Genomic DNA, 22410 nt, shown 5'->3' with positions numbered 1-22410 from the left:
TCGGCTCAGCGGCGGCCCAGCGCAGCCAGAAACCCCGGGCTACCCTGCACCGCGGTACGTTGCATGAAGTGACCGAGGCTGCGCAGGCCGCCCAGCTCCTCCCCGCCACCGGCGCGGCCCGGGCCACCATGGACCGCGTGGGGCACGGCGGCGCCATGTCCGGTGCTTTCGGCGGCGTTGTCCGCATTGAGGACGAGCAGCCGGCCGTGCCAGGGAGCTGCGGCGGCCACGGCCCGGCAAGCGATATCGGTGTCGGCGGTGACGACCGACGCCACCAGGCTGCCGTCTCCGCGGGCCGCCAAGCGCAGCGCATCTTCCAAACTGTCGTAGGGCAGCAGCGAACTCACCGGGCCGAAGGCCTCCACCGAGTGTGGCTCGGCCACCCCCGAATCATCGAATCTCAGCAGGATCGGCGAGACATAGGCGCCGCGCCTGAAATCAGCAGTCGAGCCGAAGTTTTGCGGCACCGATTCGATAGCGCCGAACACGATTCGACCGACCGCAGCCAAGTGTGCCGCTGCTCGGCGAACGTCATCGCGCTGATCCAGGCTGACGACCGGGCCCATCCTGACGCTGTCGTCGCGCGGGTCACCCACCGTTAATTCGGACAGGCGTTCGTGTACGGCCTTCTCGACGCCGTCGACTAGGGCCCGGGGGACGAACGCGCGACGGATAGCGGTGCATTTTTGACCAGCCTTCTGCGTCATCTCGGTGACCAGCCCACGCACGAAGACGTCGAACTCGCCGCTGCCGATCGCCACATCCGCGCCCAGAATGCTGCTGTTGAGCGAGTCGGCCTCGGCGGTGAACCGCACGGTGTTCGCGGTGACGGTGGGGTGGCGACGCAGCGCGGTCACCGTGGCGTGCGAACCGGTCACCGACAACACGTCCTGGCCGGTGAGGGATTCGAGTAGTCCGTCGGGCCGCGCACACACTAGCTGCAGTGCACCCTCGGGGATTAGTCCGGACGCAATTATTTCCCGCGCTACCATTTCGGTGAGGTAGGCGGTTTGGCTGGCCGGCTTGACGATGCTGGGAACACCGGTGAGAAATGCGGGGGCGAACTTCTCCAGCATGCCCCAGACCGGGAAGTTGAAGGCGTTGATCTGATCAGAACAGCCATGGAACTTCGTCGTGGCCGAAGTCGCGAAAGTCACCGAATCGACCGGAGTAGAACACCAAGCCGGTTCCTTCTCTCCACCGCATGTCAACAACCTCACCGTAGAACACGCGGTGGTCAGCGATGTCGTGAGCATCGACCACCCGGCAATCAAGTTGAGCGAGGGCATCTTTGATCAGCGGCAGGCCTAAACGGCTGCTGTCGCACGGCATGTTCTCGAACCGCTCGCCGCCGCGGGTGGCGAACCGGCGGGCGATCGCTTCCTGGCGGGAACTGAGGATGGAGACGGCGAATCTGCCCGCCGCCTCCACCGCCTCGGTGGTTCGGGAGCCGTGGGTGAGCGAGATGAGCACGATCGGTGGCTCGAGGCTGATCGAGGTCAGCGAGCTGATTGTCATCCCGGTGGGCGTGCCGCCGTCCTCGGTGCTTACGACGGCGACACCGGTGGTGCACCGGCCCATGCTGCGACGCATGTCGGTGGCGGTCGGGGCGCGAAATGCCGGCAGTGTCAAGGCGGGCCTATTTGCTGTGGTATCGGACTTCGAAGGTGACGACACCCTCGTTGGTCCGCCAGGGGCCATGCGGCATTCTCGGCGGTCGGCAGGCGTACATTCCTGCGGTGAACGTCTCGTGCAGGGTGAGGTCGGTGAACGAGCCTTCGAGGATGTACACCTCCTCCCAGAAATCGTGTTTCTGCACACCCATCGGGGTCGAGTCCGCGCCCGGATCATAGCGCAGGATCCGGGTCGCAACACGGCCGTCGGGGTCCGTTGCGAGGATGCGTTCGGTGATCTTCGGATCGTCGCCGGCGCAGATCGTGTACTCTACGTCGGTCACGTGGAAGAACTCGAGTTCAGGCTTCGCCACGATTCAGTACCTTTCAGACGGTGTCAGTCTTGTAAGAGTTGAGGAACATCTCGACGTCACGCAGCGGTTCCTCGTAGCCGTAATTCCGGTAGGTGTAGGCAGCCTTGACGACGAACGGAGCTCCTGCGTAAAACATCTCGTACTGCTGTTGCCGCCCGGCGAACTCAGATCCAATGATGTCCCACGCCAGCTTGAACAGTTTGATGCGCTCCACGGACGGAACTCCGGGGGATTGGATATAGTGTTCGACGTCGGCTGAAGTCAGCGGGCTGGCCAGGTCTTGGACGCTGGCCGGGAGCTGCAGTACGCCGCCACCGACCAGATCACGAAGAATCGACAGCACCCGCGGATAGGTCTTCGCCTGCAGTCCCATCGAACCATACAATGCCCGCTTGCCGGGCAGCCACTGGCCGGCGTCATCCGGTGCGGCCGTGTATTCGGCCGCGAGGACAGCCGATTCGACGCCGGACACCAGGGCTGCAAGTTCGCCCAGCTTCTCTTGAACGCTCGGGATCTTGTCGACGCCGTTGACCTGGGTGATGCGGCGGGCGACCCCGGCAATGAATTGCAGCTTGGTTGCGAACCGAATTTGCGCCTGCCAGTTGCCGAGCGCATGGGCGCCGGTGTCGAAGAACTGCCGGCGTACCCCGCTGATGTTCCGGTCGACGAAGACTAGCTCCCACGGGATGAAGACATCGTCGAACACAACCAGCGCGTCGGGTTCGTCATAGCGACTGGTCAGCGGGTAGTCGAACACGCTCGTCGCGGCGGGCGCGTACGGGCGTCGGCAGTACAGTTTCAGCCCTTCGGCGGCGGTCGGCACTACGAACGAGACCGCGAAGTCCTGGTCGTCGGGGCTCAGCGGCTTGATGCAGGAGACGAAGATCTCATCGGCGATGGCGGCCCCGGTGGCGAGCATCTGTGAGCCGCGAACGATGATGCCTTTTTCGGTCTCGCGGCGCACACCGACCTGCAGGTATTCGCCCTCCCACCCTGACGCGGTGGTTGCCCGCGAGACCTGGGCGGGATGATCGCGTAGGACAGGTACAGGTTCTCCGCCAACAGCCGTCTGTGCGCTGTGGTGACATTGGCCGAGAAATCGCGGGCGCCGTCGGAGAAGATCTCGGGATGGGCGGCGAAGGAAGCCAAGAAGGTACCGACGTGGTCGGGGCTGCGTCCAATCCAGCCATGGGTGTGACGCGCCCAGGTCTGGATTGCCTCGCGCCGCGCCCGCAGCTCCTCGGCGCTGCGGGGTATGCTGAACGTACGATTGGCTGTCGCCCCCGTCTCGGGGGCGACATACTGCATATTCTGTGCCGGGTCAGCGGCTAGATCGAACAGCTCCGCCACCGTGTGGGCCACCGGTTCGAAAGCGGGGTGACTGGTGACGTCGTTGACCTTTTCGCCGTCAATGAGGACGACTCGCCCGTCGTTGAGGGAGGCCAGGTATTCGGCTCCGGTGCGCATGTCGGGCTCCTGAGCTTAGCAGTGGTGGTGTTTAGGGGCGGTGGTGTAGGAATGTGTCAGGGTCCGGCCACCCGGCAGGGCAAGCATCAGATCCCAGCAGACGCCCGAGGTGAACTCACGGCGTAGTAGCGGCAGGGTGCCGGCGAAGCAGATAAGGTCCTCGCCGCTGTCTCCGATCCGATCGCTCAGGTTCTGCAGCAGGTCGCGTGGAGTGCGCAGGCTGGCGAGCGTACCGTCCTGATACAGCCTGCCGTCGACCCAGCTGCGCATTCGGCAGGCATCCCAGTTGAAGCTGTGCCAACCGTCGATCTCGATAACCACGGAGCCGATCGGCTTGGGGCATACGCGTTTTGATTCCCCGACGTCGACGGTCTCGAGGCGGCGATCGGTGTGATCAGAACCCACGCCGAGAAAGTATCTGCCGTCGCGTCGAAGTATGACTGGCTCGACCTCACCCGAGGTGTTGGTCCTCGTGATCGGGGCATTCGCAGCAGTCGTGATTGCCGCCGGATCAACCGAATAGAACATTGGCACGTGTGCTGGCGGTGCGACACCGATCGCAGCCAGCTCGTCGATGTGTCGACGCACAGCCGCCTCGTCCCGGCCGGTATAGCCAGCGATCAGGGTGCGTACACTGCCGAACCGCAGCGCCGCTCCCGAGCCATGCACTTCGAACGTGGGGCTCGAGGTGGTCGCCACTGTCATACCGGGGTCTTTCTGTCGTTCAGGCTTCGGTAGTCATCGAGGCTTAGCGCCACTTTCATCGGTTCACGTCATTCCCTAGCTGCTGGCTAGGCAACTGTTGGCCGATCGGCGGGCCCGGGAAACGGCCCAGAGCCCGAGCATCTGGGGGCAACAATATCTCACTAGCATGTTACATGCAAGATGCCAGTTGGCTAGGATGCCGGCATGACAACATCGCTTCCTGGTGTCCAGCCGGTAGATCGACCTGTGTCGCTGGCCCGCAGTGCCTACCTGCGCCTCCGGCACGCGATCCGAGACCGCTCGCTGGTGCAAAATGTGTTGTACTCGGTGAAAGACGTGGCGGAGACGCTGGACATGTCACGCACACCGGTGCGTGAGGCGATCATTGAGCTCTCCCGTGAAGGACTCGTCGAAGTATATGCACAGCGGGGGTTCCGGGTGCGGGAGCTGACCGATGCGCAGCGCAACGAGGTGCTGGATTTGCGGTGTGCTCTCGAATCGCGTGTCGTAGAGCGACTTGCAACGTGCGCGACCGATGGCGACGTCGGGCAGCTACGTGCGCTTCTTGAGTGTCAGGGGCAAGTAAGCGACAGTGCGGAGGATTTCCTAGTGGTCGATGAGGAATTTCACCTGGTGATGCCGCAGCTGCTGGGACTGGAACGCTTCCACCACATTCTCAACGAACTACGCGGTGCGATGTGGTTGATCGGCTCGGCCGCACTGGCACAACCTGAGCGTGTACCTGCCGTTATCGCTGAGCATCGGTCGATCGTGGACGCGATCGAATCCCATGATTCCGAAGCTGCGACCCGCGCCGTTCGCGTACATCTGGACAAAACGTTTGCCGCGGTTATAAGCGCTGAGGTTGTCTCGAAGGCACTGTCACGTTAATTGAATTGTGTAGTGGTGCAGGCGTGTTGAGCGCAGCCACCGTGGATCAGGGTAGGGCCTTGGCGGCAAGGTCGGTTGATATGGCGCGATTTTCGTCGCGGCCATGGGCGAGGGCTCCCAGGTAGCGGTTGCGGAGGTCGGCGGGCACTGTCACGTTATTCATCGCATCGACCTGCGAGGATGGGTAGCGTGAGGACTGCAACGGCGTCGTATAAGGGCCACCGCTACCCGGTGGAGATCATCAACTACTGCGTGTGGCTGTACTTTCGGTTCCCGCTGAGCTTTCGTGAGGTCGAAGAGCTGATGCTGGCCCGTGGCGTGGTGGTCAGCCCCTGATTTTTCAGCCGGCTTGTGATGATCTTGTTTTCGGTGATCGGGTCGGTGATGGCTGCGCTGTTGGGACGAGCTGACGGGGTTGGAAGCTATTGGGCGATGGCGTAACTGGGTGCGCGCACGGCTGCGGCAGCGGAGTAACCGGTTTCGGACGTGTCCGATCACGGTGTGAAGTGCGGGATGTGTTGCGAGGGTGTGCTTTTGGGTGCTGGTGGCGGTAAACCGAAGGCTGGTAGTGCCCAGATGCGGTGCAGCGCATTGGTGAAGGCCTCAACGTGGGGGTAGGCGGCGCCGAAGCGCAGGTGCAGGCGCCGACCGTGGCGCACCAGCCGGGCAGCGACGTTTAACAACGCCAGGCGCAGTCGTTTGCCGCGTGCTCGGCGGACTGCACGCGGCAGCGGCAGGGTGCGCAGCCACAGCGCGATGTTGTGGGCCAAGGCGGCGGCCTGCCAGTACAGCCAGTTGCTGAAAACGATGGCACGGAGGCGTGGATCTGACTTTCCGCACTTCTCGAACCGGTTTTGGCTCCCCGCGGCGCGGGGTCAGCGGTCGATGGATTGTACGCGGGCTGATGAGTCCAAGAGGTCGGCAATCTGTCGTGAGAGCTGGTCCATCTGGTCGATGACCCGGTCGAGGGCGCGGCGGTTGGTGATCCATTCGCGGTAGCGTTCGGCCTGCTCGGCGGTGAGGCGGCGGGTGAGGGTCTTGCCGTCGAGTTTGCGGCTGTATTGGAAGTACGGGCCGTGTTTGGCCGGTGGTTCGGCGTGGCAGCGGCAGCCGGGGTTGCTGCAGACGGTGTAGCGTTCGATCACGCTGCCCAGGGCGATGAAGCCGATGTCGCGTACCTGGTCTTGCAGTGCGCGGAAGCGGGCGCGGAGCCGGTCGATCTCGTTGTCGGTCATCGTGTTTCCTCCAATCCGATCGTTTCGGCGTGTCCGTGTCCCGGTTTCTGACAGTATATAGTACTGTCAGAAACCGGGAGGATGTCAAGGAGACGATGACCGACACCGCGCCCCACACCGGGTTCGAGCTGGTCACCCGGCGCCTGGGTGCGCTGCCGATCGTCGACCGGTTCTGTCACCGGCTCGGCCTGGCCGAACGACTGGATGCGGTCGTGCCGCACGATGATGCCCGGCTGCGATTGGCCCCGGCGGCCGCGATCGGGGTGCTGGTGCGCAACCTGGTGCTGGCGCGCGCACCGGTGTACGCGCTGGGGCGGTGGGCCGAGCCGTTCGACCCGGGCCCGCTGGGGCTGGCCGAGGGCCAGGCGGGGCTGCTCAACGACGACCGGGTCGGGCGGATGCTGGCGCGGTTGTTCGACGCCGACCGGGCCTCGCTGTTGACCCGGCTGGTGCTCGACGCCGTCGAGCGGTTTTGCATCGACTGCTCGCAGCTGCACAACGACTCCACCAGCGTCACCGTCACCGGCCGGTATGCGGGTGCCGACGGGCGCGCCCGCGGCGGAAAGGCCACCGCGGCGATCACGTTCGGGCACAACAAGCATCACCGCCCCGACCTCAAGCAGCTAGTGTGGATCTTGACCGTGTCCGCCGATGGGGCGGTGCCGATCGCGCACCGCGTGGTCGACGGCAACACCAGCGACGATGTCACCCACGTGCACACCTGGGACCAGCTGGTCGCGATGCTGGGCCGGGCGGATTTCCTCTACGTCGCCGACTGCAAACTGGCCACCCGCGACACCATGGACCACATCCACCGCCACCGGGGCCGGTTCGTGTCGGTGCTGCCGGCTTCGCGCAGGGAGCATCGAGCAATGGATTCCCGTCGTCGGCGGGCGCGCGCCACTGCCCACTGATGTAGCTGTGCAGCACCTCGGTCATGGCCACACCGTCCTCTCGGTGGTCGGGTGTCGATCCAGAAGTGCGTCGATGCGACGGCGTTTGTCGTCGTGGGCTACTCCGACGCCCATCGCGTCACCGATCACACCGATCTTCGAGACGGGGGCGGTATCACGATGCTCCTAACCGATCGACGGCAAACGGCTGAAAATTCGTCGTGCATGTCCGGAGAGCACCCCGGTGAGGATGTCCTCGGGTAAGCCGAGCCCCATCAGCGCCTCAGCGTTGTGTCGGATGCCAGGCACACCGGGCCAGTCAGTGGCGAAAAGCATTTTTTGCGCGAGCCGCGCCAGGTCGAACCGCCGGAAGTACTCGGGCAGTTTCTTCGGCGGCAGCCCAGCCAGATCGAGCCACACGTTCGACTTCGTCTGCGCCACGACTGCAGCGACGTCGTACCACCAACCGCGACCACCGTGTGCGAAGACGATCTGCAGGTCGGGAAAGTAATCAATGACATCCAGCAGCAACTCGGGGTTGCCGCAGCTGGTCTGTGCGCCCGGGAAGCTCGATATTCCGGAGTGGACGATCACCGGAATGCCGAGATCGCTGCAGCGCGCGTATACCGGGTACAACTCCTTGTCGCCCGGGTCGAACCGGCCGTGTACCGAATGCAACTTCAGCGCCACCGCGCCCAAAGTAAGCTGTCGAACCAGCTCGTCGACCAACGGGAAGTGCAAGTGCGGGTTGAGGTTTGCGGCGAGGCTGAACCTGCCGGGGTTAAACCGCGCGATCGGCACCACGTCATCGATCGCCTGGATACCGGTGGCGCGCGGGCTATATTCGCAGAACAACAGGGCGTGGTCGACCCCTTCGCCGGCCAGCAGTGTGTCGAGCGCAGCGGGGTCCGGGGTGTCTCCCCGGTAGGCGTCCCGCCAGCGGTGATCTCTGGAGAATTCATCCGCCCAGGCCAGCCAGGGCGCACGCAAAGTACTCAGCACCGGCGCATGCACGTGCGCGTCGATGATTGTCCGACCGTCGATCATCGTCTCCCTCCTCGTCGCGCGTGCCAGAACTTACTCATATACTCTACATAACGGTTACGTCACCTGAAATAGGCGTCGCATACGTTCCAGCTGGACCCGCCGGTCACTGCCCGGGCTATTCTTCGGTTCGGTTGCCAGGACCCGGTATTTCGGCCCAACAGTGATCGGCGGACCTGGTCGGGCGGGCCTAGGGAGCGAGGAACGAAACGCATGGCGATGTCGCCCGTCGAGAATGACGAAATCCTGACCGCGGAGTCGCGACAGCGGGCGGTGGGATCGGGCAGCGCACGAAGTTTCTTGCTGACAGTTCTAGGTGAGTTCGTCTATCCACGCGGCACCCCGGTGTGGACCGCGACCCTGCTTGGCGCGCTAGCCACGCTAGGTATCGAGGAGAAGGCCGCCCGGCAGGCCATCTCACGCTTGGCCGCCAACGGGGTGCTGGCTTCGGAGAAGTCGGGGCGGCGTGTCCGTTGGCACATCACCCAACCTGGAATCCGGCTCTTGGCCGAGGGCACGAGCCGCATTTATACATTCCTCGTCAACGCCGTGCCGTGGGACGGCAACTGGCTCGTGTTGTCGGTTCCGATCCCGGAGACAGAGCGACAACTTCGGCACAAATTGCGCACCCGCCTGACCTGGCTGGGCATGGGCTCGCCAAGTGCGGGGATCTGGGTGGTGCCGGATATCGGCCGGATCCGCGATGTGGAAGCCGTGATCGAGGAACTCGGTGTTGCTAAGCGTGCTGTTGGCTGGACCGGAAAACTGAATTCCATCGGCGATCCGGTGGCCCGGATGGCGGATGCCTGGCCTCTCGACGACGTCGAGCAACGCTACGTCGCTTTCTTGTCAGCATTCGCCGACCTGCGGGCCACGACACAGCTGGAGGCGTTCGAGGCCCAGGTGCGGTTGGTCCAGGAGTGGCGACGGTTTCCGTTCCTCGACCCGGAATTGCCTCGGGAATTGCTCGATCATGATTGGCCCGGGCAGACCGCGGCGCGGCTGTTTCATCGCCGTCACGATGAGTGGCACGCACTGGCGCAGGGCTATTGGACCGACCTGCAGTCACGAACATCATCGTGACCGCCCCGGGTTGCCCCGGACGTCACCTGCGCCCCGCGCCGAACCATTCCTGGCTCAGTGGTTGTACCAGTCGCCTTCGATGCACAACGACGCATCTTGGTGGCCGCGTTGACCCGGTGCGGGACCCGGCCACTTAGCCGCCCTTTTCCCTCGACCAGCGTCAGCCGCACCGCCATCTCCTTGAGCACCTCGGACAGCCGCGCATTCTCGGCCTTGGCGGCCTCCAACTCGTAGTCGCGCTGCCGAGCCGCCGTGCCCGGCTTGGAGGCGGCCAGCGCCGCCCACGCACCCTCCTTGGCGACCGTGCGGATACGCATGATCGTCGTTCGATCCACCTGATGCTCGGCGGCAGCCTCGGCGATCGTCACCTCCTGGCGTACCGACTGCAGCCAGATCTCGTACTTCTGCGACGGGGCCAAAAACCGCTTTCGGCGGCGGTGCGACCGGTCGCCCCCAGAGTTTGCTTCGAACATGATCAGATCCTCCAAGAGGGTTCGGAGAACCCGTCAGATGTTGTCTGAGCGACACGCCGATTTCTATCGCGAAGTCAGACGCAAACCAGGTCGATGCGGCTCGTGTTACCGACCATCTATCGAGGGTTACCGACCGAACGTTCATTTGTCTAGTCAATGACGTGCGCTTGGCGGCGCTTCGCGATGGCCTCCGGCCACCTTGATCCGCGAGCCTCTGTGCGCCCTGATGCCAGGCGAAAGCACAGGTCAGGGACCTGTCTGGTGGCGCTGGCACGGCCCGGAGCGCAAAGGGAATCCGCTCAGGATATACCCACGTAAATGTCAGGAAGTCTGGGAAAAGCCGTACGGTCGTCCTGTAGACCCCGCCGTGGTCTCGGGCCTATTACCGAATGCTCGGTCGGTAGGTTACGCTCGATATATGCCCGCGCCCGATAAAGCCAACACGGATGGAACCGAGTTCGCGCGCAAAATGCTGGCTGACGACCGGGCGTCGGCCGGTTTGGGAATGCGGCTGGTGCAAGCTGCTCCCGGCTCAGCCACGGTAGCGATGACCGTCACCGACGATATGGTCAACGGCCACGCCATCACTCACGGTGGGTTTGTGTTCGCATTGGCCGACACCGCGTTTGCGGTGGCGTGCAACGGCTACGGTCGCAGCGTGGTGGCCACCGGAGCGACGATCACGTTCGTGGCGTCGACCCGCGCCGGCGACGAACTGGCCGCCGAGGCGGTCGAGCGGGTGCGGCGCGGCCGCAGCGGGGTATACGACGTGACGGTGCGCCGCGGCGATGAGGTGGTGGCAGAGTTCCGCGGAAACAGCCGTGAACTCGGCGATCGGCAAGGCTGATCGGTCAGCCGCGCACGACTTCTTCGGTACTGTAGACGGTGGAGCCGCCGGTGGCGAAATTCGCGACGTCAGCGCTGGCCGCGGCCATCTCGGGTGATTTCAGTGCGACGTTGAGATCCTCGGCAGTGGTGAAGTTCAAGCTGGCCACCATGTAGTAGGGCGCATCCCGACCGGGCATCAGGGACCGGCACTTGCCGGTCGTGAAACCGGCCAAACCGGGCATCTTCAGCGCGACCGGGACGTGGGTGTTGGTGTAGTAGTCGTCGAACGCGTCGGGGTCAGTAGGCCGGCCGTAACAGATTGAAATGCGAAACATACTGCGCTCCTAGCGATTTGATTCGGATGGCTTCTTGGCGACGAGTGTCAACACGTCGTAGGTGGCCACGATGGCGTCGTCCTGGTTGCTCACCACGGCGTCCCAGCGGACCTCGCCGTAGTCGGCGGACAGCCGCGGGGTGAGCTGTTTGGCTGTCAGGGTGACTGTCAGCGTGTCTCGGGCCTTGACCGGGGTCAGGAACCGCAGTCCGTCGACTCCGAAGTTGGCCAGCACCGGCCCGGGATTGGGTTCGACAAACAACCCGGCCGCCAATGACACCACCAGGTAGCCGTGCGCGACGATGCCACCGAACAGTGGGTTGGCCGCGGCGGCCTGCGGGTCGGTGTGCGCGTAGAAGGTATCGCCGGTGAATTCGGCGAAGTGGCTGATGTCCTCGAGGGTCACGGTGCGCGGTCCGCCCACGATGGTATCGCCAATCTGCAGCTCTTCGAGGTATTTGCGAAACGGGTGCACATCGGTGCGGGTCCGCGCCGCGCCGGCGGTCCAGCGGCCGGTGATCGCGGTCAGCATGTCGGGGCTGGCCTGGATCGCGCTGCGCTGCATGAAGTGCAGCACTCCCCGAATGCCGCCGAGCTCTTCACCGCCGCCGGCCCGCCCGGGACCGCCGTGCACCAGGGTGGGCAGCGGCGAGCCGTGGCCGGTGGATTCCTTGGCGTCGTCACGGTCCAGGACCAGGATCCGGCCGTGATAGGGTGCGACGCCTACCACCACCCGGCGGGCCACCGCAGGATCGTGGGTGACCAGGGAGCCGACCAGACTACCCTTGCCGCGGGCGGCAAGCGCGACCGCGTCGTCGATGTCGCGGTAGCCAATGACGGTGCTGACCGGTCCGAACGCCTCGACTTCGTGTAACGCCGCCGCGGTGGGGTCATCGGCACGTAGCAGCAGCGGCGGCAGGAATGCGCCGCGAACGGGGTCGGCCCCTTCGACGGTGAAGTGGTCCGGGTCACCGCTGACCAGGGTGGCGGCGTCACGCAGGCTCTTCAGCGACAGCAGCACCTCCTCGCGCTGGGTGATGCTGGCCAGCGAACCCATCCGGACCTGCTCCACGTCGGGGTTTCCGACGACGATCTTGTCCAGCCGCGCTGTGGTGGCTTCGACGACGGGGCCGACGAGGGGTTCGGGGACCAGGGCGCGTCGGATCGCAGTGCACTTCTGCCCGGCCTTGACCGTCGTCTCGGTGACGAGCTGCTTGATGTACAGGTCGAATTCGGGGGTGTCCGGGCTGGCGTCGGGACCCAGGATGGAGCAGTTGAGGGAGTCGAGTTCGGCGTTGAACCGCACCGAGCTCTCGATGAGGTTGGGGCGGCTGCGCAGCTTGGCGGCTGTGGACGCCGACCCGGTGAACACCACGGTGTCCTGGCTGCCGAGGTGATCGAGCAGCCCGTGCGGGCTAGCGCAAACTAGCTGCATCGAGCCCTCCGGCAGCAACCCGGACTCGATGATCACCCGAAAGACCAGTTCGGTCAGGTAGGCGGTCTGATGGGCGGGTTTCACGATCGAGGGGACACCGGCCAGAAACGCGGGCGCCAACTTTTCCAACATGCCCCAGACTGGGAAGTTGAACGCGTTGATCTGGACGGCGACGCCGGGTCGGGAAGTGTAGATGTGCTGCCCGACGAACGTGCCTGTGCGACCGAGGATTTCAATCGTTCCGTCGAGGTAGACGGTGTCGTTGGGCAGTTCTCGAACGCTCTTGCTGCCGTAGCTCAGCAGGGTGCCGAACCCGCCGTCGATGTCGATGGCTGAGTCCCGGGCGGTGGCACCGGTGGCGGTCGAGGTTGGATAGAACTCGTCTTTGCGGCCCATTAGCAGCTTGCCGAGCGCCTTGAGGGCGCTGGCGCGCTGGTGGAAGGTCATCTCGCGCAGCGCCGGGCCGCCGACATCACGCCCGTAGCCGATGACCGCCGTCGCGTCGAGGTGCCCGGACGAGAAGCGGGCGACCTCGTCACCGGTGACGGCATTGACCAGGGGGACGGTGTCGCCGTCGGGGGCGCCCCATTTCCCGGTGACATAACTTTCCAATACCCTGGTCATCGCAGACCCAACTCCTTTACAGACCGTCCGTTCGTTCGGTAATACTCTGGCAGTCGGCCGGCGCGTCCGTCAAGTCGGGTTGGTGCGCCGAGTGCGTTCAGCCGCGTTGGTCTGATCTGAGCTGACCCGCAGCCCGTCGAAGATCATCGCGACCACCGCGTCGGCCAGTTTGGTGGCGTCGAGTGCACGGTTAGGGCGGTACCATTCGATGAGTGAATTGACGGTGCCGAAGATGAGTCGGCTGGTCAACGCCGGGTCGACGTCGGGGCGTATGCTGCCCTCGCCGCAGGCGTTTTGGACAAGTTGACCGACGATATGGTCGAACTGCCGGCGCCGGGCCAGGGCGCGTCGTTCGACGGTGCTGTTGCCCCGGATGCGCAGCAGCAAGGTCACGTAGGGCAGCTCGGCGGCGAGCACCTGAATGCTGCGCCGGACCAGGTTTTCCAGGCGGTCGATGGCCGGTCCGCTGCTGGTGTCCGGCTGCTCGGTGGCCGCGAACAGCGCATCGAGTGCCCGGTCGACGGCCAGGCGCAGCAGTTCGGCCTTGCCCGACACGTGGTGGTAGATCGAGGACTTGCTGATGCCCAGCCGCGCCGACAGATGCTCCATGGAGGTGCCGTCGTAGCCGCGTTGGTTGAACACCGTCACCGCGACAGCCAGCAGCGAGTCCACGTCGTACCCTGGGCGGCCGACCTGGCCCTGGGAGCGCGTTCGTCGTACAGCCATACCGCCCATCATCGCACGCCGACCCCTTGCGCACCGACCGAAAGGTCGGTTATCAATGATGGGCCATGGCGAACTTCGACACTCTGCGGGTGGACTCCGGCGACGGCATGGTCGTCGTCGAGTTGCATCGGCCCGCGCAGCGCAACGCGATCAACGCGGCGATGGTCACCGAGCTGCACACCGTGTGCGCGGACCTGGAGCGCCGGCCCGCACTGCTGATCATCACCGGCGCTGGACCCGATTTCGCCGCCGGCGCCGACATCGCCGAACTGCGCGGGCGGCGACGCGACGATGCGTTGGCCGGGATCAACCGCGCGGTGTTCGACCGCATCGCCGCGCTGCCGCTGCCCACGATCGCCGCGGTCGAGGGCTATGCTCTGGGCGGCGGCGCCGAACTGGCCTACGCGTGCGACCTGCGCATCGCCGGCGCCGACGCCCAATTCGGCAACCCCGAACCCGGGCTGGGCATCCTGGCTGCCGCCGGAGCTAGCTATCGGCTGGCCGACCTGGTCGGCAAATCCGTCGCCAAGCAGGTCATCTTGGGCGGACACGTGCTGGGCGCCGACGCAGCGCTGCGGTGTGGACTGGTCAGTGAGGTGGTCGAGGCGGGTGCGGCGCTGCGCGCCTCGCGTACGCTGGCCGAATGCATCGGCCGCTGCTCGCCATTGGCCCTGCAGCTATCCAAAGCCATCTTCGACGCGGGCTCCCCGCACCCGCTGCTCGATGACATCGCCCAGGCGGTGTTGTTCGAAAGCGTCGACAAATCCGAACGGATGACCCGATTCTTGGAGAAGAAGAGGACCCGATGACCAGCGTGCCCGACATCGTCGCAGTGATTGGCGGCGGCCGGATGGGCGCCGGCATCGCCCAGGTCTTCGCCAGCGCCGGTGCCACGGTCACCATCGCCGAAGCCGACCCCGAGGCCGCAGCGGCCTCCCGCGACCGCGTCGCCGCCGGCCTGGCCCGAGCCGCCGAGAAGGACGCCCTCGACGGTGACCCCGCCGCGGTGCTTGCCCGCGTGCGCACCGTCACCTCCCCGGCCGAGCTGCCCCACGACGCCAGACTGGTCGTTGAGGCCGTCCAAGAAAACCTTGGCGACAAGATCACGGTGCTCATCGCGGTCGAGAAGGTTATCGCCCCGACCGCGGTGCTGGCCTCCAACACCAGCTCGCTGTCGATCACCGAGCTGGGGGCAGCGTTGGCGCAACCCCAGCGGTTTTTGGGCATGCATTTCTTCAACCCCGTCCCGGCGTCCAGCCTGGTCGAGCTGGTCCGGGGCGCCGACACCGCTGGGAGTGCGGTCGACACGGCACTGGGCTGGGTAGATGCGCTAGGCAAAACTGCTGTGGTGGTTAAGGATTCACCCGGATTCGCCACCAGCCGGCTAGGAGTGGCGTTGGGGTTGGAAGCCATCCGGATGCTTGAGGAGGGTGTGGCCGACGCCGAATCCATCGACCGCGCCATGGAGTTGGGCTACCGCCACCCGATGGGCCCGCTGCGCTCCACCGACCTCGTCGGACTAGACGTGCGCCTGGCGATCGCCGAGCATCTGCACTCCGCGCTTGGCGAACGATTCCGCCCGCCCCCGTTACTGCGCGTCAAGGTAGCGCGCGGCGAGCTGGGCCGCAAGACCGGTCAGGGCTTCTACCCCTGGCCTAACCGCTAACCGCCAAGGAGGAAGGTCATGACAGAGAGCCCGACCGTGGCGTACTCGGTCGACGACGGTGTCGCTGCTATCAGACTGGATCGGCCCGCGGCGTCCAATGCACTCGACCGTGCCACCAAAGAACAACTGCTACACGCGTTGTCGGCCACACACGCCGACGACTCGGTGCGCGCCGTTGCGCTAAGTGCTTCCGGTAAGAACTTCTGCGTCGGTCAAGACCTTGCCGAGCACGTGACGGCGTTACGCGCCGACCCCGCCCGCGCCATGGATACCGTGCGCGAGCACTACAACCCCATTGTGCGGGTTTTGCGCGACATCGCGGTGCCGGTGATCGCCGGCATTAACGGCGCCTGCGTGGGCGCGGGCCTCGGGTTGGCGCTGGCCGCCGATATCCGCGTCGCCGGTGCCAGCGCCAAGTTCGGCACCGCGTTCACCGGCATCGGGCTGGCCGCCGACTCCGGACTGTCGGCGTCGTTGCCCGAGCTGATCGGCGCGGGCCGGGCCGCCGCGTTGTTTTTCCTCGGCGACACCATCGACGCCGCCACCGCCGACACCTGGGGGCTGGTGCACCGCGTGGTTCCCGACGACGAGCTCGCCGACACCACCGCCACCCTGGCCGCCCGGCTCGCTGCCGGGCCCACCGCCGCATACCGCGCCGTCAAGACGCTGATCGCCGCCAACCCCGGCGCCGCGCTGGAGCAGGTTTTGGCGCGGGAAGCCGAAGCCCAGCAGCATCTGGGCGCTTCGGTAGATCACACCGCTGCCGTCGAAGCGTTCCTGGCCAAGACCCGCCCGGTCTTCGTCGGCCACTGACTGGCGGTGAGCCTCTTGCGGGACGCGCCGCGATACAGCACACTGGACTTACCGATCATTCGGTTGGTAATTGGACGCTCAGTCGGTAATTGGAGGCTGTCATGAGTCGAAGCGACGCATTGCCGCAGGCTGCCGAGTTGGCGCACAGTTTCGATGCCACCATCACAGCCGGCGACCGGATCGAACCGCGGGATTGGATGCCCGACGGGTACCGCGAGACCCTGATCCGTCAGATCGCCCAGCACGCGCATTCGGAGATCATCGGCATGCAGCCGGAAGGCAACTGGCTGACCCGGGCGCCGTCGCTGCGACGCAAGGCCATCCTGATGGCTAAGGTGCAGGACGAGGCCGGCCACGGCATGTATCTGTACTCGGCGGCCGAGACGCTGGGCGCTGCACGCGGTGAGCTGACCGCCAAGCTCATCGCCGGCCAACAGAAGTACTCATCGATCTTCAACTATCCGACGCTGAGCTACGCCGACGTCGGGGTGATCGGGTGGCTGGTCGACGGTGCGGCAATCTGCAACCAGGTGCCGCTTTGCCGCAGCTCCTACGGTCCGTACGCGCGGGCGATGATCCGCATCTGCAAAGAGGAGTCGTTTCACCAGCGGCAGGGCTACGAGCTGCTGATGACGATGATGCGCGGCACCGACGCGCAGAGCGCCATGGTCCAAGACGCCGTCGACCGATGGTGGTGGCCGACATTGATGATGTTCGGCCCGCCCGACACCGACTCACCCAACACCGCGCAGTCGATGGCCTGGGGGATCAAGCGGCACACCAACGACGAACTGCGCCAGCGCTTCGTCGACATGACAGTGCCGCAGGCCGAGGCGCTGGGCGTCCGGCTGCCCGACCCCGATCTGCGCTGGAACGCCCGGCGTGGAGCCCACGACTTCGGCGCCCCGGACTGGGACGAGTTCACCGCCGTCGTCAAGGGGCACGGGGTATGCAACGCCGAACGGATCGCCAATCGCAAACTCGCCCACGACCAGGGCGCCTGGGTTCGCGACGCCGCCACCGCCTTCGCCCGAAAAGCCCGTGCTGCCGAAGAGGAGACCCGATGAACGACACCGCGATCGACCCGGACTGGCCACTCTACGAGGTGTTCGTGCGCGGCAAACGCAGCCTGAATCACGTGCACGTCGGGTCGCTGCACGCCGCCGACGACGAGATGGCGTTGTACCATGCTCGCGACGTCTACACCCGACGCAACGAGGGGGTTAGCATCTGGGTGGTGCGCTCGGACGCCATCGCCGCGTCCAGCCCCGACGAGAAGGATCCGTTCTTCGCCGCCAGCGGCGACAAGGTGTATCGGCACCCGACCTTCTACCACATTCCCGATAACGTTCTTCACATGTGAAGACGGAGCACCCAGACATGACAGACCACGATTCGGCCTATGCCAGCCTCATCGACCTCGATGAACGCGACCAGTGGGCGTTCGGCACCGGTTTCGACGACCCGCTGGCCGGGGTGGACACCACATTGCCGGCCGGCATCGATGGTGTCGACCTGGCCGCCTACTGCCTGATGCTCGCCGACGATGCCCTGATCGCCGCGCAACGGCTCACCCAGTGGTGCGCCAAGGCCCCCGAACTGGAAGAAGAAGTGGCACTGGCCAACATCGGGCTGGACCTGCTCGGGCAGGCCCGGCTGTTGCTGACCCGCGCGGCCGCCGCCGACCCGGCCGCCGTGCCGACGCTGCCCGCCGGTTCCCCGGTGCCCGCCGAGGACGCGTTGGCGTTCTTCCGCGACGAACCGCTGTTCCGGTGCGTGCGCCTAGTCGAACTCGACAACGGCGACTTCGCCGCCAGCGTCACCCGACTGCTGGTGTTCGCCACCTACCGGCTGGCCGCAATGCAGCAGCTGCGCGGCTCGACCGACCCGGTGTTGGCCGCGGTGGCCGGCAAAGGCGTCAAAGAAGTCACCTATCACCGCGATTACGCCGCGCGCTGGCTTGTCACCCTGGCCGGCGGCACCGAGGAGTCCCGGCGACGCACCGAGGCGGCGATCGAACGGGTGTGGCCCTACGTCGATGAACTGTTCGAGCCCCACCCGGTCGAACAGCGCCTGGCCGCCGCCGGGGCGGCCGTCGACCCGTCGGCGCTGCGCGCCGAATTCGACACGGTGATGACCCAGATCTTCCGTGCCGCGCAGCTGCGCATCCCCGACACCGCGCCCGCCGCCCGGGTCGGCGACCGCGCCGGACGCGACGGAATCCACACCGAGGCGTTAGGTTTCCTGCTGGCCGAGATGCAGTCGGTGGCACGCTCGCATCCGATGGGGACATGGTGAACAAGATGACCATCAGCACCCGGTCCCGTGTCGCACAGGCCCGTGCGGTGGCCGCCACCGTCACCGACCCTGAGCTGCCGATGCTCACCCTGGCCGACCTCGGCGTCCTGCGCAGCGTCGACCAGACCCCCGGCGGCACCATCGTGGTCACCATCACCCCCACCTACTCTGGCTGCCCGGCGATGGCGACGATGCGTGCCGACCTGCGACGGGCGCTGACGCATGCCGGGTTTGACGACGTCGACGTGCGGACCGCACTTTCCCCGGCCTGGAGCAGCGATTGGATTACCTGCGGCGGCCGGCGCAAGCTCGCCGAACACGGCATCGCCCCACCGGGTGTCGCGGCCGTGAAGCGCGCCGGGCCGATCCCGCTGACCCTGACCCCGCGCTGTCTGCAGGTCCGCTGCCCGCGGTGTGCATCCACCAACACTGACCAGACCTCGGAATTTGGCGCGACAGCCTGCAAATCCCTGCACCGCTGCCGATCCTGCGGGGAGCCGTTCGAGCGGATCAAGGAGATTTGAGATGACGACCACGCACTCCCCCGCGGTCGTGACACGGGGAAAATCGTTGCGGGGCACGTTTCACCGGCTCCGCGTCGCCGCCGTCGAGAAGCTCTGCGACGACGCCGCCGCCGTCACCTTGACCGTGCCGGTCGACCTGGCCACCGCATTCACCTTCAAGCCCGGCCAATACCTGACCTTCCGCAAAGTCATCGACGGCACCGAACTGCGCCGCTCTTACTCCATCTGCGCAGCTGCCGGCACCCCGCCGCGCATCGGAGTCCGCGAAGTCCCCGGCGGCGCCTTCTCCGGTTGGCTGATCCACCAGCTGCGGCCAGGCGACGAACTGGAAGCCCAACCGCCGGCCGGAAACTTCACCGCCGACCCTGCCGCCAGCGGGCGGCACGTGCTGATCGCCGCAGGCTCGGGCATTACCCCAATCCTTTCGATCGCCGCTTCGGTACTGCGGCATCCCACATCGCACGTCACCGTGTTCTACGGCAACCGGCGTCCCAGCTCGGTGATGTTCGCCGAGGAGCTGGCCGACCTCAAGGACAGCTACGGTCCCCGCCTCGAGTTGGTGCACGTGCTGTCGCGGGAAACACGGACAACCGACCTGTTCAGCGGCCGCCTGGACGCGCGGCGGGTGCGGCTGCTACTGCAGACCCTGGTGCCGGTCGGCGCGGTCGACCACTTCTGGCTGTGCGGGCCGTTCGGCATGATCACCGATGCCCAGCAGGCCCTGCGTGAGCTCTGCGTCGACGACGACCGCGTCCACCGCGAACTGTTCTTCGTCGAAGACATCGCACCACCACCCGCCGAACACGCGGAGGCCGCGGTGGCCGGGCTGGTCAGCGAAGTCACCGTCATCCTCGACGGCGCCGCCAGCACACTGAGCCTGCCACGCACCAGCACCGTGCTCGACGGCGCCCAGCGGTCCCGCGACGATCTGCCGTTCGCCTGCAAGGGCGGGGTTTGCGGCACCTGCCGCGCCAAGGTCACCGCCGGTGAGGTCGATATGCGCCGCAACTACGCCCTGGAGGCCCCCGAAGTCGACGCCGGCTTCGTGCTCACCTGCCAATCCTTCCCGCTCAGCGACACCCTGACCGTCGACTTCGACGCCTGACCGGAGCGCTGATGACCGAACTCGCCAACTCGCCCGTGCGCTCACCCGACGAACCGGAACCCATCCAAGCCGCCTCCCGCCACGAGATTTCGGCGCTGCAGCTCACCTACGACGAGAAGCGGGAGAACTGGCGAAAGGCAATGCTCAACGTGAAGAGCGTTGTCGAGCGCTACGGAATTCCGTTTCCCGCCATCCCCGAAGTCGGGATCACCGGAGAGGAGGTCGACGATGTCTCTGAGCAAGACATCATCCCGATCTTCTGACCATACTAGAGCCAAGAAAGGGACATGCGGGTGATCTTTGAGCCGGCTGCAGAGACCATGGATCCCGGCGAGCGTCGCGACCTTCAAAGTGAGCGGTTAAACGACCTGATCCGCTATGTGTGGGACCGGGTTCCGTTCTATCGGCAGCGCCTGGAACAGACGGGAATCAACCCTGACGAGAAGCTCACGGTCGACGATCTGCCGAGGCTGCCGCTCACCAAAAAAGCGGACCTGCGCGATACCTACCCCTTTGGGATGCTCGCCGTGCCAAAGGATCAGGTCGCGCGGGTGCATGCCTCCTCGGGGATGACCGGTAGCCCGATCGTTGGTGCCTACACCAAGGAGGACCTCGGGCTGTTCGCCCATGTCGTCGCTCGCTCGTTGGCGATGGGGGGAGCCCAGCCCGGCATGGTCCTTCACAACGCTTATGGTTACGGTCTTTTCACCGGCGGTCTCGGCCTTCACTACGGCGGAGAGCTTCTCGGGATGACGGTGGTACCGGTATCTGGCGGCATGACAAACCGTCAAATCACCTTGATCCGCGACCTGCAGCCTGAGATTATTACCTGCACGCCGAGTTACGCTCTCATCCTTGCTCAGGAGTTGGCTTCCCAGGGCATTGCCCCAAGCGATGTATCGTTGCAGTTGGCGGTCTTAGGGGCGGAGCCCTGGACCGAGTCGATGCGCCGCGAGATCGACACTGGCCTGGGTGTGCGCTCCACCAACATCTACGGCTTGACAGAGATCATAGGCCCCGGCGTTGCCAACGAATGTGTCGAGGTGCGCGAGGGTTCGCACATCAACGAGGACCACTTCCTGGCCGAGATCGTCGATCGTGAAACCGGCAAGGTGTTGGACGACGGTACGGAAGGCGTGCTGGTACTGACGACGCTGACCAAAAAAGCGTTGCCGATGGTACGCTATTGGACCGGCGACATCACCTCGCTGTCTCGTGGTCGTTGCGCATGTGGGCGAACCCTCATCAAGATGGCGCCCGTCAAGGCACGCAATGACGACATGCTTATCATCCGCGGTGTCAACGTCTTCCCAACCCAAGTCGGCGACGTGCTAGCCCGTATCCCCGAGCTGTCGGAGAACTTCCAGCTTGTAGCAACCCGCGAAGGTGCACTCGACAAGCTGCAAGTGCGAGTCGAGCTCAACGACAAGGCGTTTCGCTCGGTCACCGCTGAGGTGCTTTCCGACGAGGTGGTGGAAGCCGACCAAGCGCTGAAGTCACTGCGCCAGCAGGCTGTTTCGATGTTACGAGAAACCATCGGGATCTCGATATCGGTCTCGCTTGTAGCGCCGGGGGACACCCCCCGCTCCGAAACCGGCAAACTCCGCAGAGTCGAGGACCGCCGCCAGATCCAATAGCCGTCCCGTCCCAAACAGGATGCTGGCCGGTTTTCCCCTCAGTGTCGGGTTCGTAGATGCCGGCCAGGATCTCGGTGCCGGCACCGTTGAACACATCGTGGCCCGCTATGCTATGACCCGTGCGATTTCAACGACCGGCTGCTGCCGGGCCTCAAAGGCACGATGAGTGAGGCTGAACTGCACTTCTTACGCGCCCGCATGCAAGGCGGGCTGCTGGCCAAGGCCCGCCGCGGGCAACTGCCGATACGCCTACCGGTCGGGCTGGTCTATGACCCAGCCGGCGACGTCGTGCTCGGTCCCGACACCGGTGTCCGCGACGCGCTCACCCACCTGTTCGACGAATTCACGCGGACCGGATCGGCCCGCGCGGTCGTCAAGGCCTTCGCCGCCCAACAGTTGACCTTCCCCGCGCGTCACCTCACCGGCCCACGCGGCGGCCAGCTTTACTGGAAACCGTTGGTTTGCGTCTGACTTCGCCGCAGAAAAGCCCGAAATCAACACCAACCCGCAGTCTCAGCAGCCAGCACGGGACAGCCTGGAGGATGTCCCGAGTTCCGTGGAACTTCGATGGCGGTCCGGTGAGCATCAGGCCGCGCTCACCTGTTCATTGTGCACGACGGGTCCGACAGTTTCGGCGAACTC

Annotated in this window: 28 protein-coding genes and 1 pseudogene; 16 read left to right on the top strand and 13 right to left on the bottom strand. The window is 65.4% G+C overall.

Features of this window, described 5'->3' with window-relative positions; translation table 11 throughout:
* Nucleotides 1-5 precede the first annotated feature (5 nt).
* Genes AC2VOU_RS12105 through AC2VOU_RS12080 form a run of 6 tightly spaced genes read right to left on the bottom strand, consistent with a single transcriptional unit; the run spans nt 6 to nt 4159 of the window.
* Nucleotides 6-1157, bottom strand: a complete 1152-nt coding sequence (locus AC2VOU_RS12105) for an aldehyde dehydrogenase family protein (RefSeq protein WP_486957600.1) — start codon at nt 1155-1157, stop codon at nt 6-8.
* Nucleotides 1111-1632, bottom strand: a complete 522-nt coding sequence (locus tag AC2VOU_RS12100) for a flavin reductase family protein (protein ID WP_486957599.1) — start codon at nt 1630-1632, stop codon at nt 1111-1113. The genes AC2VOU_RS12105 and AC2VOU_RS12100 overlap by 47 nt, the downstream gene beginning before the upstream one ends.
* 7 nt (nt 1633-1639) lie before the next feature.
* Nucleotides 1640-1987 carry a cupin domain-containing protein gene (locus AC2VOU_RS12095; RefSeq protein WP_486957598.1) on the bottom strand — a complete coding sequence of 116 codons (348 nt, stop codon included), beginning with the start codon at nt 1985-1987 and terminating at the stop codon, nt 1640-1642.
* A gap of 13 nt (nt 1988-2000) precedes the next feature.
* The gene (locus AC2VOU_RS12090) at nt 2001-2951 is read right to left on the bottom strand and encodes a 4-hydroxyphenylacetate 3-hydroxylase C-terminal domain-containing protein (RefSeq protein WP_486957597.1); all 951 of its coding nucleotides are present in this window, start codon (nt 2949-2951) and stop codon (nt 2001-2003) included.
* Nucleotides 2846-3454 carry a 4-hydroxyphenylacetate 3-hydroxylase N-terminal domain-containing protein gene (locus AC2VOU_RS12085; RefSeq protein ID WP_486957596.1) on the bottom strand — a complete coding sequence of 203 codons (609 nt, stop codon included), beginning with the start codon at nt 3452-3454 and terminating at the stop codon, nt 2846-2848. Before AC2VOU_RS12085 ends, AC2VOU_RS12090 begins: the two co-directional genes overlap by 106 nt.
* A 15-nt stretch (nt 3455-3469) precedes the next feature.
* Complete coding sequence (locus AC2VOU_RS12080; protein ID WP_486957595.1) at nt 3470-4159, bottom strand: DUF2848 family protein; 690 nt, start codon at nt 4157-4159, stop codon at nt 3470-3472.
* Between the two features lie 204 nt (nt 4160-4363).
* On the opposite strand from AC2VOU_RS12080, the gene AC2VOU_RS12075 reads away from it, so the two are divergent.
* Both AC2VOU_RS12075 and AC2VOU_RS12070 read left to right on the top strand, forming a co-directional pair.
* Nucleotides 4364-5050, top strand: coding sequence for a GntR family transcriptional regulator (locus AC2VOU_RS12075; RefSeq protein ID WP_486957594.1), 687 nt, complete (start codon nt 4364-4366; stop codon nt 5048-5050).
* Between the two features lie 180 nt (nt 5051-5230).
* A pseudogene (locus AC2VOU_RS12070) lies at nt 5231-5380 on the top strand (IS6 family transposase); the annotation flags it as partial.
* 164 nt (nt 5381-5544) lie between these two features.
* Here AC2VOU_RS12070 and AC2VOU_RS12065 read toward each other — a convergent pair.
* Together AC2VOU_RS12065 and AC2VOU_RS12060 are read right to left on the bottom strand one after the other, a co-directional pair.
* The gene (locus AC2VOU_RS12065) at nt 5545-5820 is read right to left on the bottom strand and encodes a transposase (protein ID WP_486957593.1); all 276 of its coding nucleotides are present in this window, start codon (nt 5818-5820) and stop codon (nt 5545-5547) included.
* Between the two features lie 105 nt (nt 5821-5925).
* Nucleotides 5926-6285: a DUF6788 family protein gene (locus AC2VOU_RS12060; protein WP_486957592.1), complete on the bottom strand. Its 360-nt coding sequence runs from the start codon at nt 6283-6285 to the stop codon at nt 5926-5928.
* A 95-nt stretch (nt 6286-6380) separates the two neighbouring features.
* Here AC2VOU_RS12060 and AC2VOU_RS12055 point away from each other — a divergent pair, with 95 nt between their 5' ends.
* A complete protein-coding gene (locus AC2VOU_RS12055) occupies nt 6381-7199 on the top strand; it encodes an IS1634 family transposase (protein ID WP_486957591.1) in 819 nt (272 codons plus the stop codon).
* 165 nt (nt 7200-7364) lie between these two features.
* Here AC2VOU_RS12055 and AC2VOU_RS12050 read toward each other — a convergent pair whose 3' ends face one another.
* Nucleotides 7365-8225, bottom strand: coding sequence for an amidohydrolase family protein (locus AC2VOU_RS12050; protein WP_486957590.1), 861 nt, complete (start codon nt 8223-8225; stop codon nt 7365-7367).
* A gap of 210 nt (nt 8226-8435) precedes the next feature.
* Here AC2VOU_RS12050 and AC2VOU_RS12045 point away from each other — a divergent pair, with 210 nt between their 5' ends.
* A complete protein-coding gene (locus AC2VOU_RS12045) occupies nt 8436-9305 on the top strand; it encodes a PaaX family transcriptional regulator (protein WP_486957589.1) in 870 nt (289 codons plus the stop codon).
* Here AC2VOU_RS12045 and AC2VOU_RS12040 read toward each other — a convergent pair.
* Complete coding sequence (locus AC2VOU_RS12040; protein WP_486957588.1) at nt 9269-9778, bottom strand: hypothetical protein; 510 nt, start codon at nt 9776-9778, stop codon at nt 9269-9271. The genes AC2VOU_RS12045 and AC2VOU_RS12040 overlap by 37 nt on opposite strands.
* A gap of 418 nt (nt 9779-10196) precedes the next feature.
* Here AC2VOU_RS12040 and paaI point away from each other — a divergent pair, with 418 nt between their 5' ends.
* Nucleotides 10197-10625, top strand: a complete 429-nt coding sequence (gene paaI, locus AC2VOU_RS12035; RefSeq protein ID WP_486957587.1) for a hydroxyphenylacetyl-CoA thioesterase PaaI — start codon at nt 10197-10199, stop codon at nt 10623-10625.
* A gap of 4 nt (nt 10626-10629) precedes the next feature.
* On the opposite strand, the gene AC2VOU_RS12030 is transcribed toward paaI, so the two are convergent.
* The 3 genes from AC2VOU_RS12030 to AC2VOU_RS12020 all read right to left on the bottom strand — a co-directional run bounded on the left by AC2VOU_RS12030 (nt 10630) and on the right by AC2VOU_RS12020 (nt 13725).
* On the bottom strand, nt 10630-10941 hold the full coding sequence (locus AC2VOU_RS12030) for an EthD family reductase (protein ID WP_486957586.1): 312 nt from the start codon (nt 10939-10941) through the stop codon (nt 10630-10632).
* Nucleotides 10942-10950: 9 nt separating this feature from the next.
* A complete protein-coding gene (gene paaZ / locus AC2VOU_RS12025; protein WP_486957585.1) occupies nt 10951-12999 on the bottom strand; it encodes a phenylacetic acid degradation bifunctional protein PaaZ in 2049 nt (682 codons plus the stop codon).
* 69 nt (nt 13000-13068) lie between these two features.
* A complete protein-coding gene (locus AC2VOU_RS12020) occupies nt 13069-13725 on the bottom strand; it encodes a TetR/AcrR family transcriptional regulator (protein WP_486957584.1) in 657 nt (218 codons plus the stop codon).
* Between the two features lie 65 nt (nt 13726-13790).
* Here AC2VOU_RS12020 and AC2VOU_RS12015 point away from each other — a divergent pair, with 65 nt between their 5' ends.
* The 11 genes from AC2VOU_RS12015 (at nt 13791) to AC2VOU_RS11965 (ending at nt 22239) form a co-directional block, all read left to right on the top strand.
* Nucleotides 13791-14534 (top strand): enoyl-CoA hydratase/isomerase family protein, encoded by a 744-nt coding sequence (locus tag AC2VOU_RS12015; protein WP_486957583.1) that lies wholly within the window; start codon nt 13791-13793, stop codon nt 14532-14534.
* The gene (locus AC2VOU_RS12010) at nt 14531-15391 is read left to right on the top strand and encodes a 3-hydroxyacyl-CoA dehydrogenase family protein (protein ID WP_486957582.1); all 861 of its coding nucleotides are present in this window, start codon (nt 14531-14533) and stop codon (nt 15389-15391) included. The genes AC2VOU_RS12015 and AC2VOU_RS12010 overlap by 4 nt, the downstream gene beginning before the upstream one ends.
* An 18-nt stretch (nt 15392-15409) precedes the next feature.
* Nucleotides 15410-16204 (top strand): enoyl-CoA hydratase/isomerase family protein, encoded by a 795-nt coding sequence (locus AC2VOU_RS12005; protein ID WP_486957581.1) that lies wholly within the window; start codon nt 15410-15412, stop codon nt 16202-16204.
* Nucleotides 16205-16305: 101 nt separating this feature from the next.
* The gene (gene paaA / locus AC2VOU_RS12000) at nt 16306-17271 is read left to right on the top strand and encodes a 1,2-phenylacetyl-CoA epoxidase subunit PaaA (RefSeq protein WP_486957580.1); all 966 of its coding nucleotides are present in this window, start codon (nt 16306-16308) and stop codon (nt 17269-17271) included.
* Nucleotides 17268-17567: a 1,2-phenylacetyl-CoA epoxidase subunit PaaB gene (gene paaB / locus AC2VOU_RS11995; RefSeq protein WP_486957579.1), complete on the top strand. Its 300-nt coding sequence runs from the start codon at nt 17268-17270 to the stop codon at nt 17565-17567. The genes paaA and paaB overlap by 4 nt, the downstream gene beginning before the upstream one ends.
* Nucleotides 17568-17584: 17 nt before the next feature.
* Complete coding sequence (gene paaC, locus AC2VOU_RS11990) at nt 17585-18502, top strand: 1,2-phenylacetyl-CoA epoxidase subunit PaaC (protein ID WP_486957578.1); 918 nt, start codon at nt 17585-17587, stop codon at nt 18500-18502.
* A 5-nt stretch (nt 18503-18507) separates the two neighbouring features.
* Nucleotides 18508-19026 (top strand): 1,2-phenylacetyl-CoA epoxidase subunit PaaD, encoded by a 519-nt coding sequence (paaD, locus tag AC2VOU_RS11985; protein ID WP_486957577.1) that lies wholly within the window; start codon nt 18508-18510, stop codon nt 19024-19026.
* Between the two features lies 1 nt (nt 19027).
* Nucleotides 19028-20131, top strand: a complete 1104-nt coding sequence (gene paaE / locus AC2VOU_RS11980; RefSeq protein ID WP_486957576.1) for a 1,2-phenylacetyl-CoA epoxidase subunit PaaE — start codon at nt 19028-19030, stop codon at nt 20129-20131.
* 11 nt (nt 20132-20142) lie between these two features.
* Nucleotides 20143-20394: a hypothetical protein gene (locus AC2VOU_RS11975; RefSeq protein ID WP_486957575.1), complete on the top strand. Its 252-nt coding sequence runs from the start codon at nt 20143-20145 to the stop codon at nt 20392-20394.
* Between the two features lie 24 nt (nt 20395-20418).
* Nucleotides 20419-21768 (top strand): phenylacetate--CoA ligase family protein, encoded by a 1350-nt coding sequence (locus AC2VOU_RS11970; protein WP_486957574.1) that lies wholly within the window; start codon nt 20419-20421, stop codon nt 21766-21768.
* Between the two features lie 162 nt (nt 21769-21930).
* Entirely contained in the window at nt 21931-22239 is a 309-nt protein-coding gene (locus AC2VOU_RS11965) for a hypothetical protein (protein WP_486957573.1), read from the top strand.
* Nucleotides 22240-22410 lie beyond the last annotated feature (171 nt).

The sequence above is a fragment of the Mycobacterium sp. TH-M25 genome (assembly GCF_057473665.1).
The sequence above is the reverse complement of the archived record's forward strand: the minus strand, read 5'-3'. Positions and strand labels throughout refer to the sequence as shown.

Bases quoted from the DNA above. Each gene is read 5' to 3' on its own strand.
- AC2VOU_RS12085 (WP_486957596.1), bottom strand. From the start codon at position 3,454: ATGCGCACCGGAGCCGAATACCTGGCCTCCCTCAACGACGGGCGAGTC.
- AC2VOU_RS12080 (WP_486957595.1), bottom strand. From the start codon at position 4,159: ATGACAGTGGCGACCACCTCGAGCCCCACGTTCGAAGTGCATGGCTCG.
- AC2VOU_RS12075 (WP_486957594.1), top strand. From the start codon at position 4,364: ATGACAACATCGCTTCCTGGTGTCCAGCCGGTAGATCGACCTGTGTCG.
- AC2VOU_RS12060 (WP_486957592.1), bottom strand. From the start codon at position 6,285: ATGACCGACAACGAGATCGACCGGCTCCGCGCCCGCTTCCGCGCACTG.
- AC2VOU_RS12055 (WP_486957591.1), top strand. From the start codon at position 6,381: ATGACCGACACCGCGCCCCACACCGGGTTCGAGCTGGTCACCCGGCGC.
- AC2VOU_RS12050 (WP_486957590.1), bottom strand. From the start codon at position 8,225: ATGATCGACGGTCGGACAATCATCGACGCGCACGTGCATGCGCCGGTG.
- AC2VOU_RS12045 (WP_486957589.1), top strand. From the start codon at position 8,436: ATGGCGATGTCGCCCGTCGAGAATGACGAAATCCTGACCGCGGAGTCG.
- AC2VOU_RS12040 (WP_486957588.1), bottom strand. From the start codon at position 9,778: ATGTTCGAAGCAAACTCTGGGGGCGACCGGTCGCACCGCCGCCGAAAG.
- paaI (WP_486957587.1), top strand. From the start codon at position 10,197: ATGCCCGCGCCCGATAAAGCCAACACGGATGGAACCGAGTTCGCGCGC.
- AC2VOU_RS12030 (WP_486957586.1), bottom strand. From the start codon at position 10,941: ATGTTTCGCATTTCAATCTGTTACGGCCGGCCTACTGACCCCGACGCG.
- paaZ (WP_486957585.1), bottom strand. From the start codon at position 12,999: ATGACCAGGGTATTGGAAAGTTATGTCACCGGGAAATGGGGCGCCCCC.
- AC2VOU_RS12020 (WP_486957584.1), bottom strand. From the start codon at position 13,725: ATGGCTGTACGACGAACGCGCTCCCAGGGCCAGGTCGGCCGCCCAGGG.
- AC2VOU_RS12015 (WP_486957583.1), top strand. From the start codon at position 13,791: ATGGCGAACTTCGACACTCTGCGGGTGGACTCCGGCGACGGCATGGTC.
- AC2VOU_RS12010 (WP_486957582.1), top strand. From the start codon at position 14,531: ATGACCAGCGTGCCCGACATCGTCGCAGTGATTGGCGGCGGCCGGATG.
- AC2VOU_RS12005 (WP_486957581.1), top strand. From the start codon at position 15,410: ATGACAGAGAGCCCGACCGTGGCGTACTCGGTCGACGACGGTGTCGCT.
- paaA (WP_486957580.1), top strand. From the start codon at position 16,306: ATGAGTCGAAGCGACGCATTGCCGCAGGCTGCCGAGTTGGCGCACAGT.
- paaB (WP_486957579.1), top strand. From the start codon at position 17,268: ATGAACGACACCGCGATCGACCCGGACTGGCCACTCTACGAGGTGTTC.
- paaC (WP_486957578.1), top strand. From the start codon at position 17,585: ATGACAGACCACGATTCGGCCTATGCCAGCCTCATCGACCTCGATGAA.
- paaD (WP_486957577.1), top strand. From the start codon at position 18,508: ATGACCATCAGCACCCGGTCCCGTGTCGCACAGGCCCGTGCGGTGGCC.
- paaE (WP_486957576.1), top strand. From the start codon at position 19,028: ATGACGACCACGCACTCCCCCGCGGTCGTGACACGGGGAAAATCGTTG.
- AC2VOU_RS11975 (WP_486957575.1), top strand. From the start codon at position 20,143: ATGACCGAACTCGCCAACTCGCCCGTGCGCTCACCCGACGAACCGGAA.
- AC2VOU_RS11970 (WP_486957574.1), top strand. From the start codon at position 20,419: ATGCGGGTGATCTTTGAGCCGGCTGCAGAGACCATGGATCCCGGCGAG.
- AC2VOU_RS11965 (WP_486957573.1), top strand. From the start codon at position 21,931: ATGAGTGAGGCTGAACTGCACTTCTTACGCGCCCGCATGCAAGGCGGG.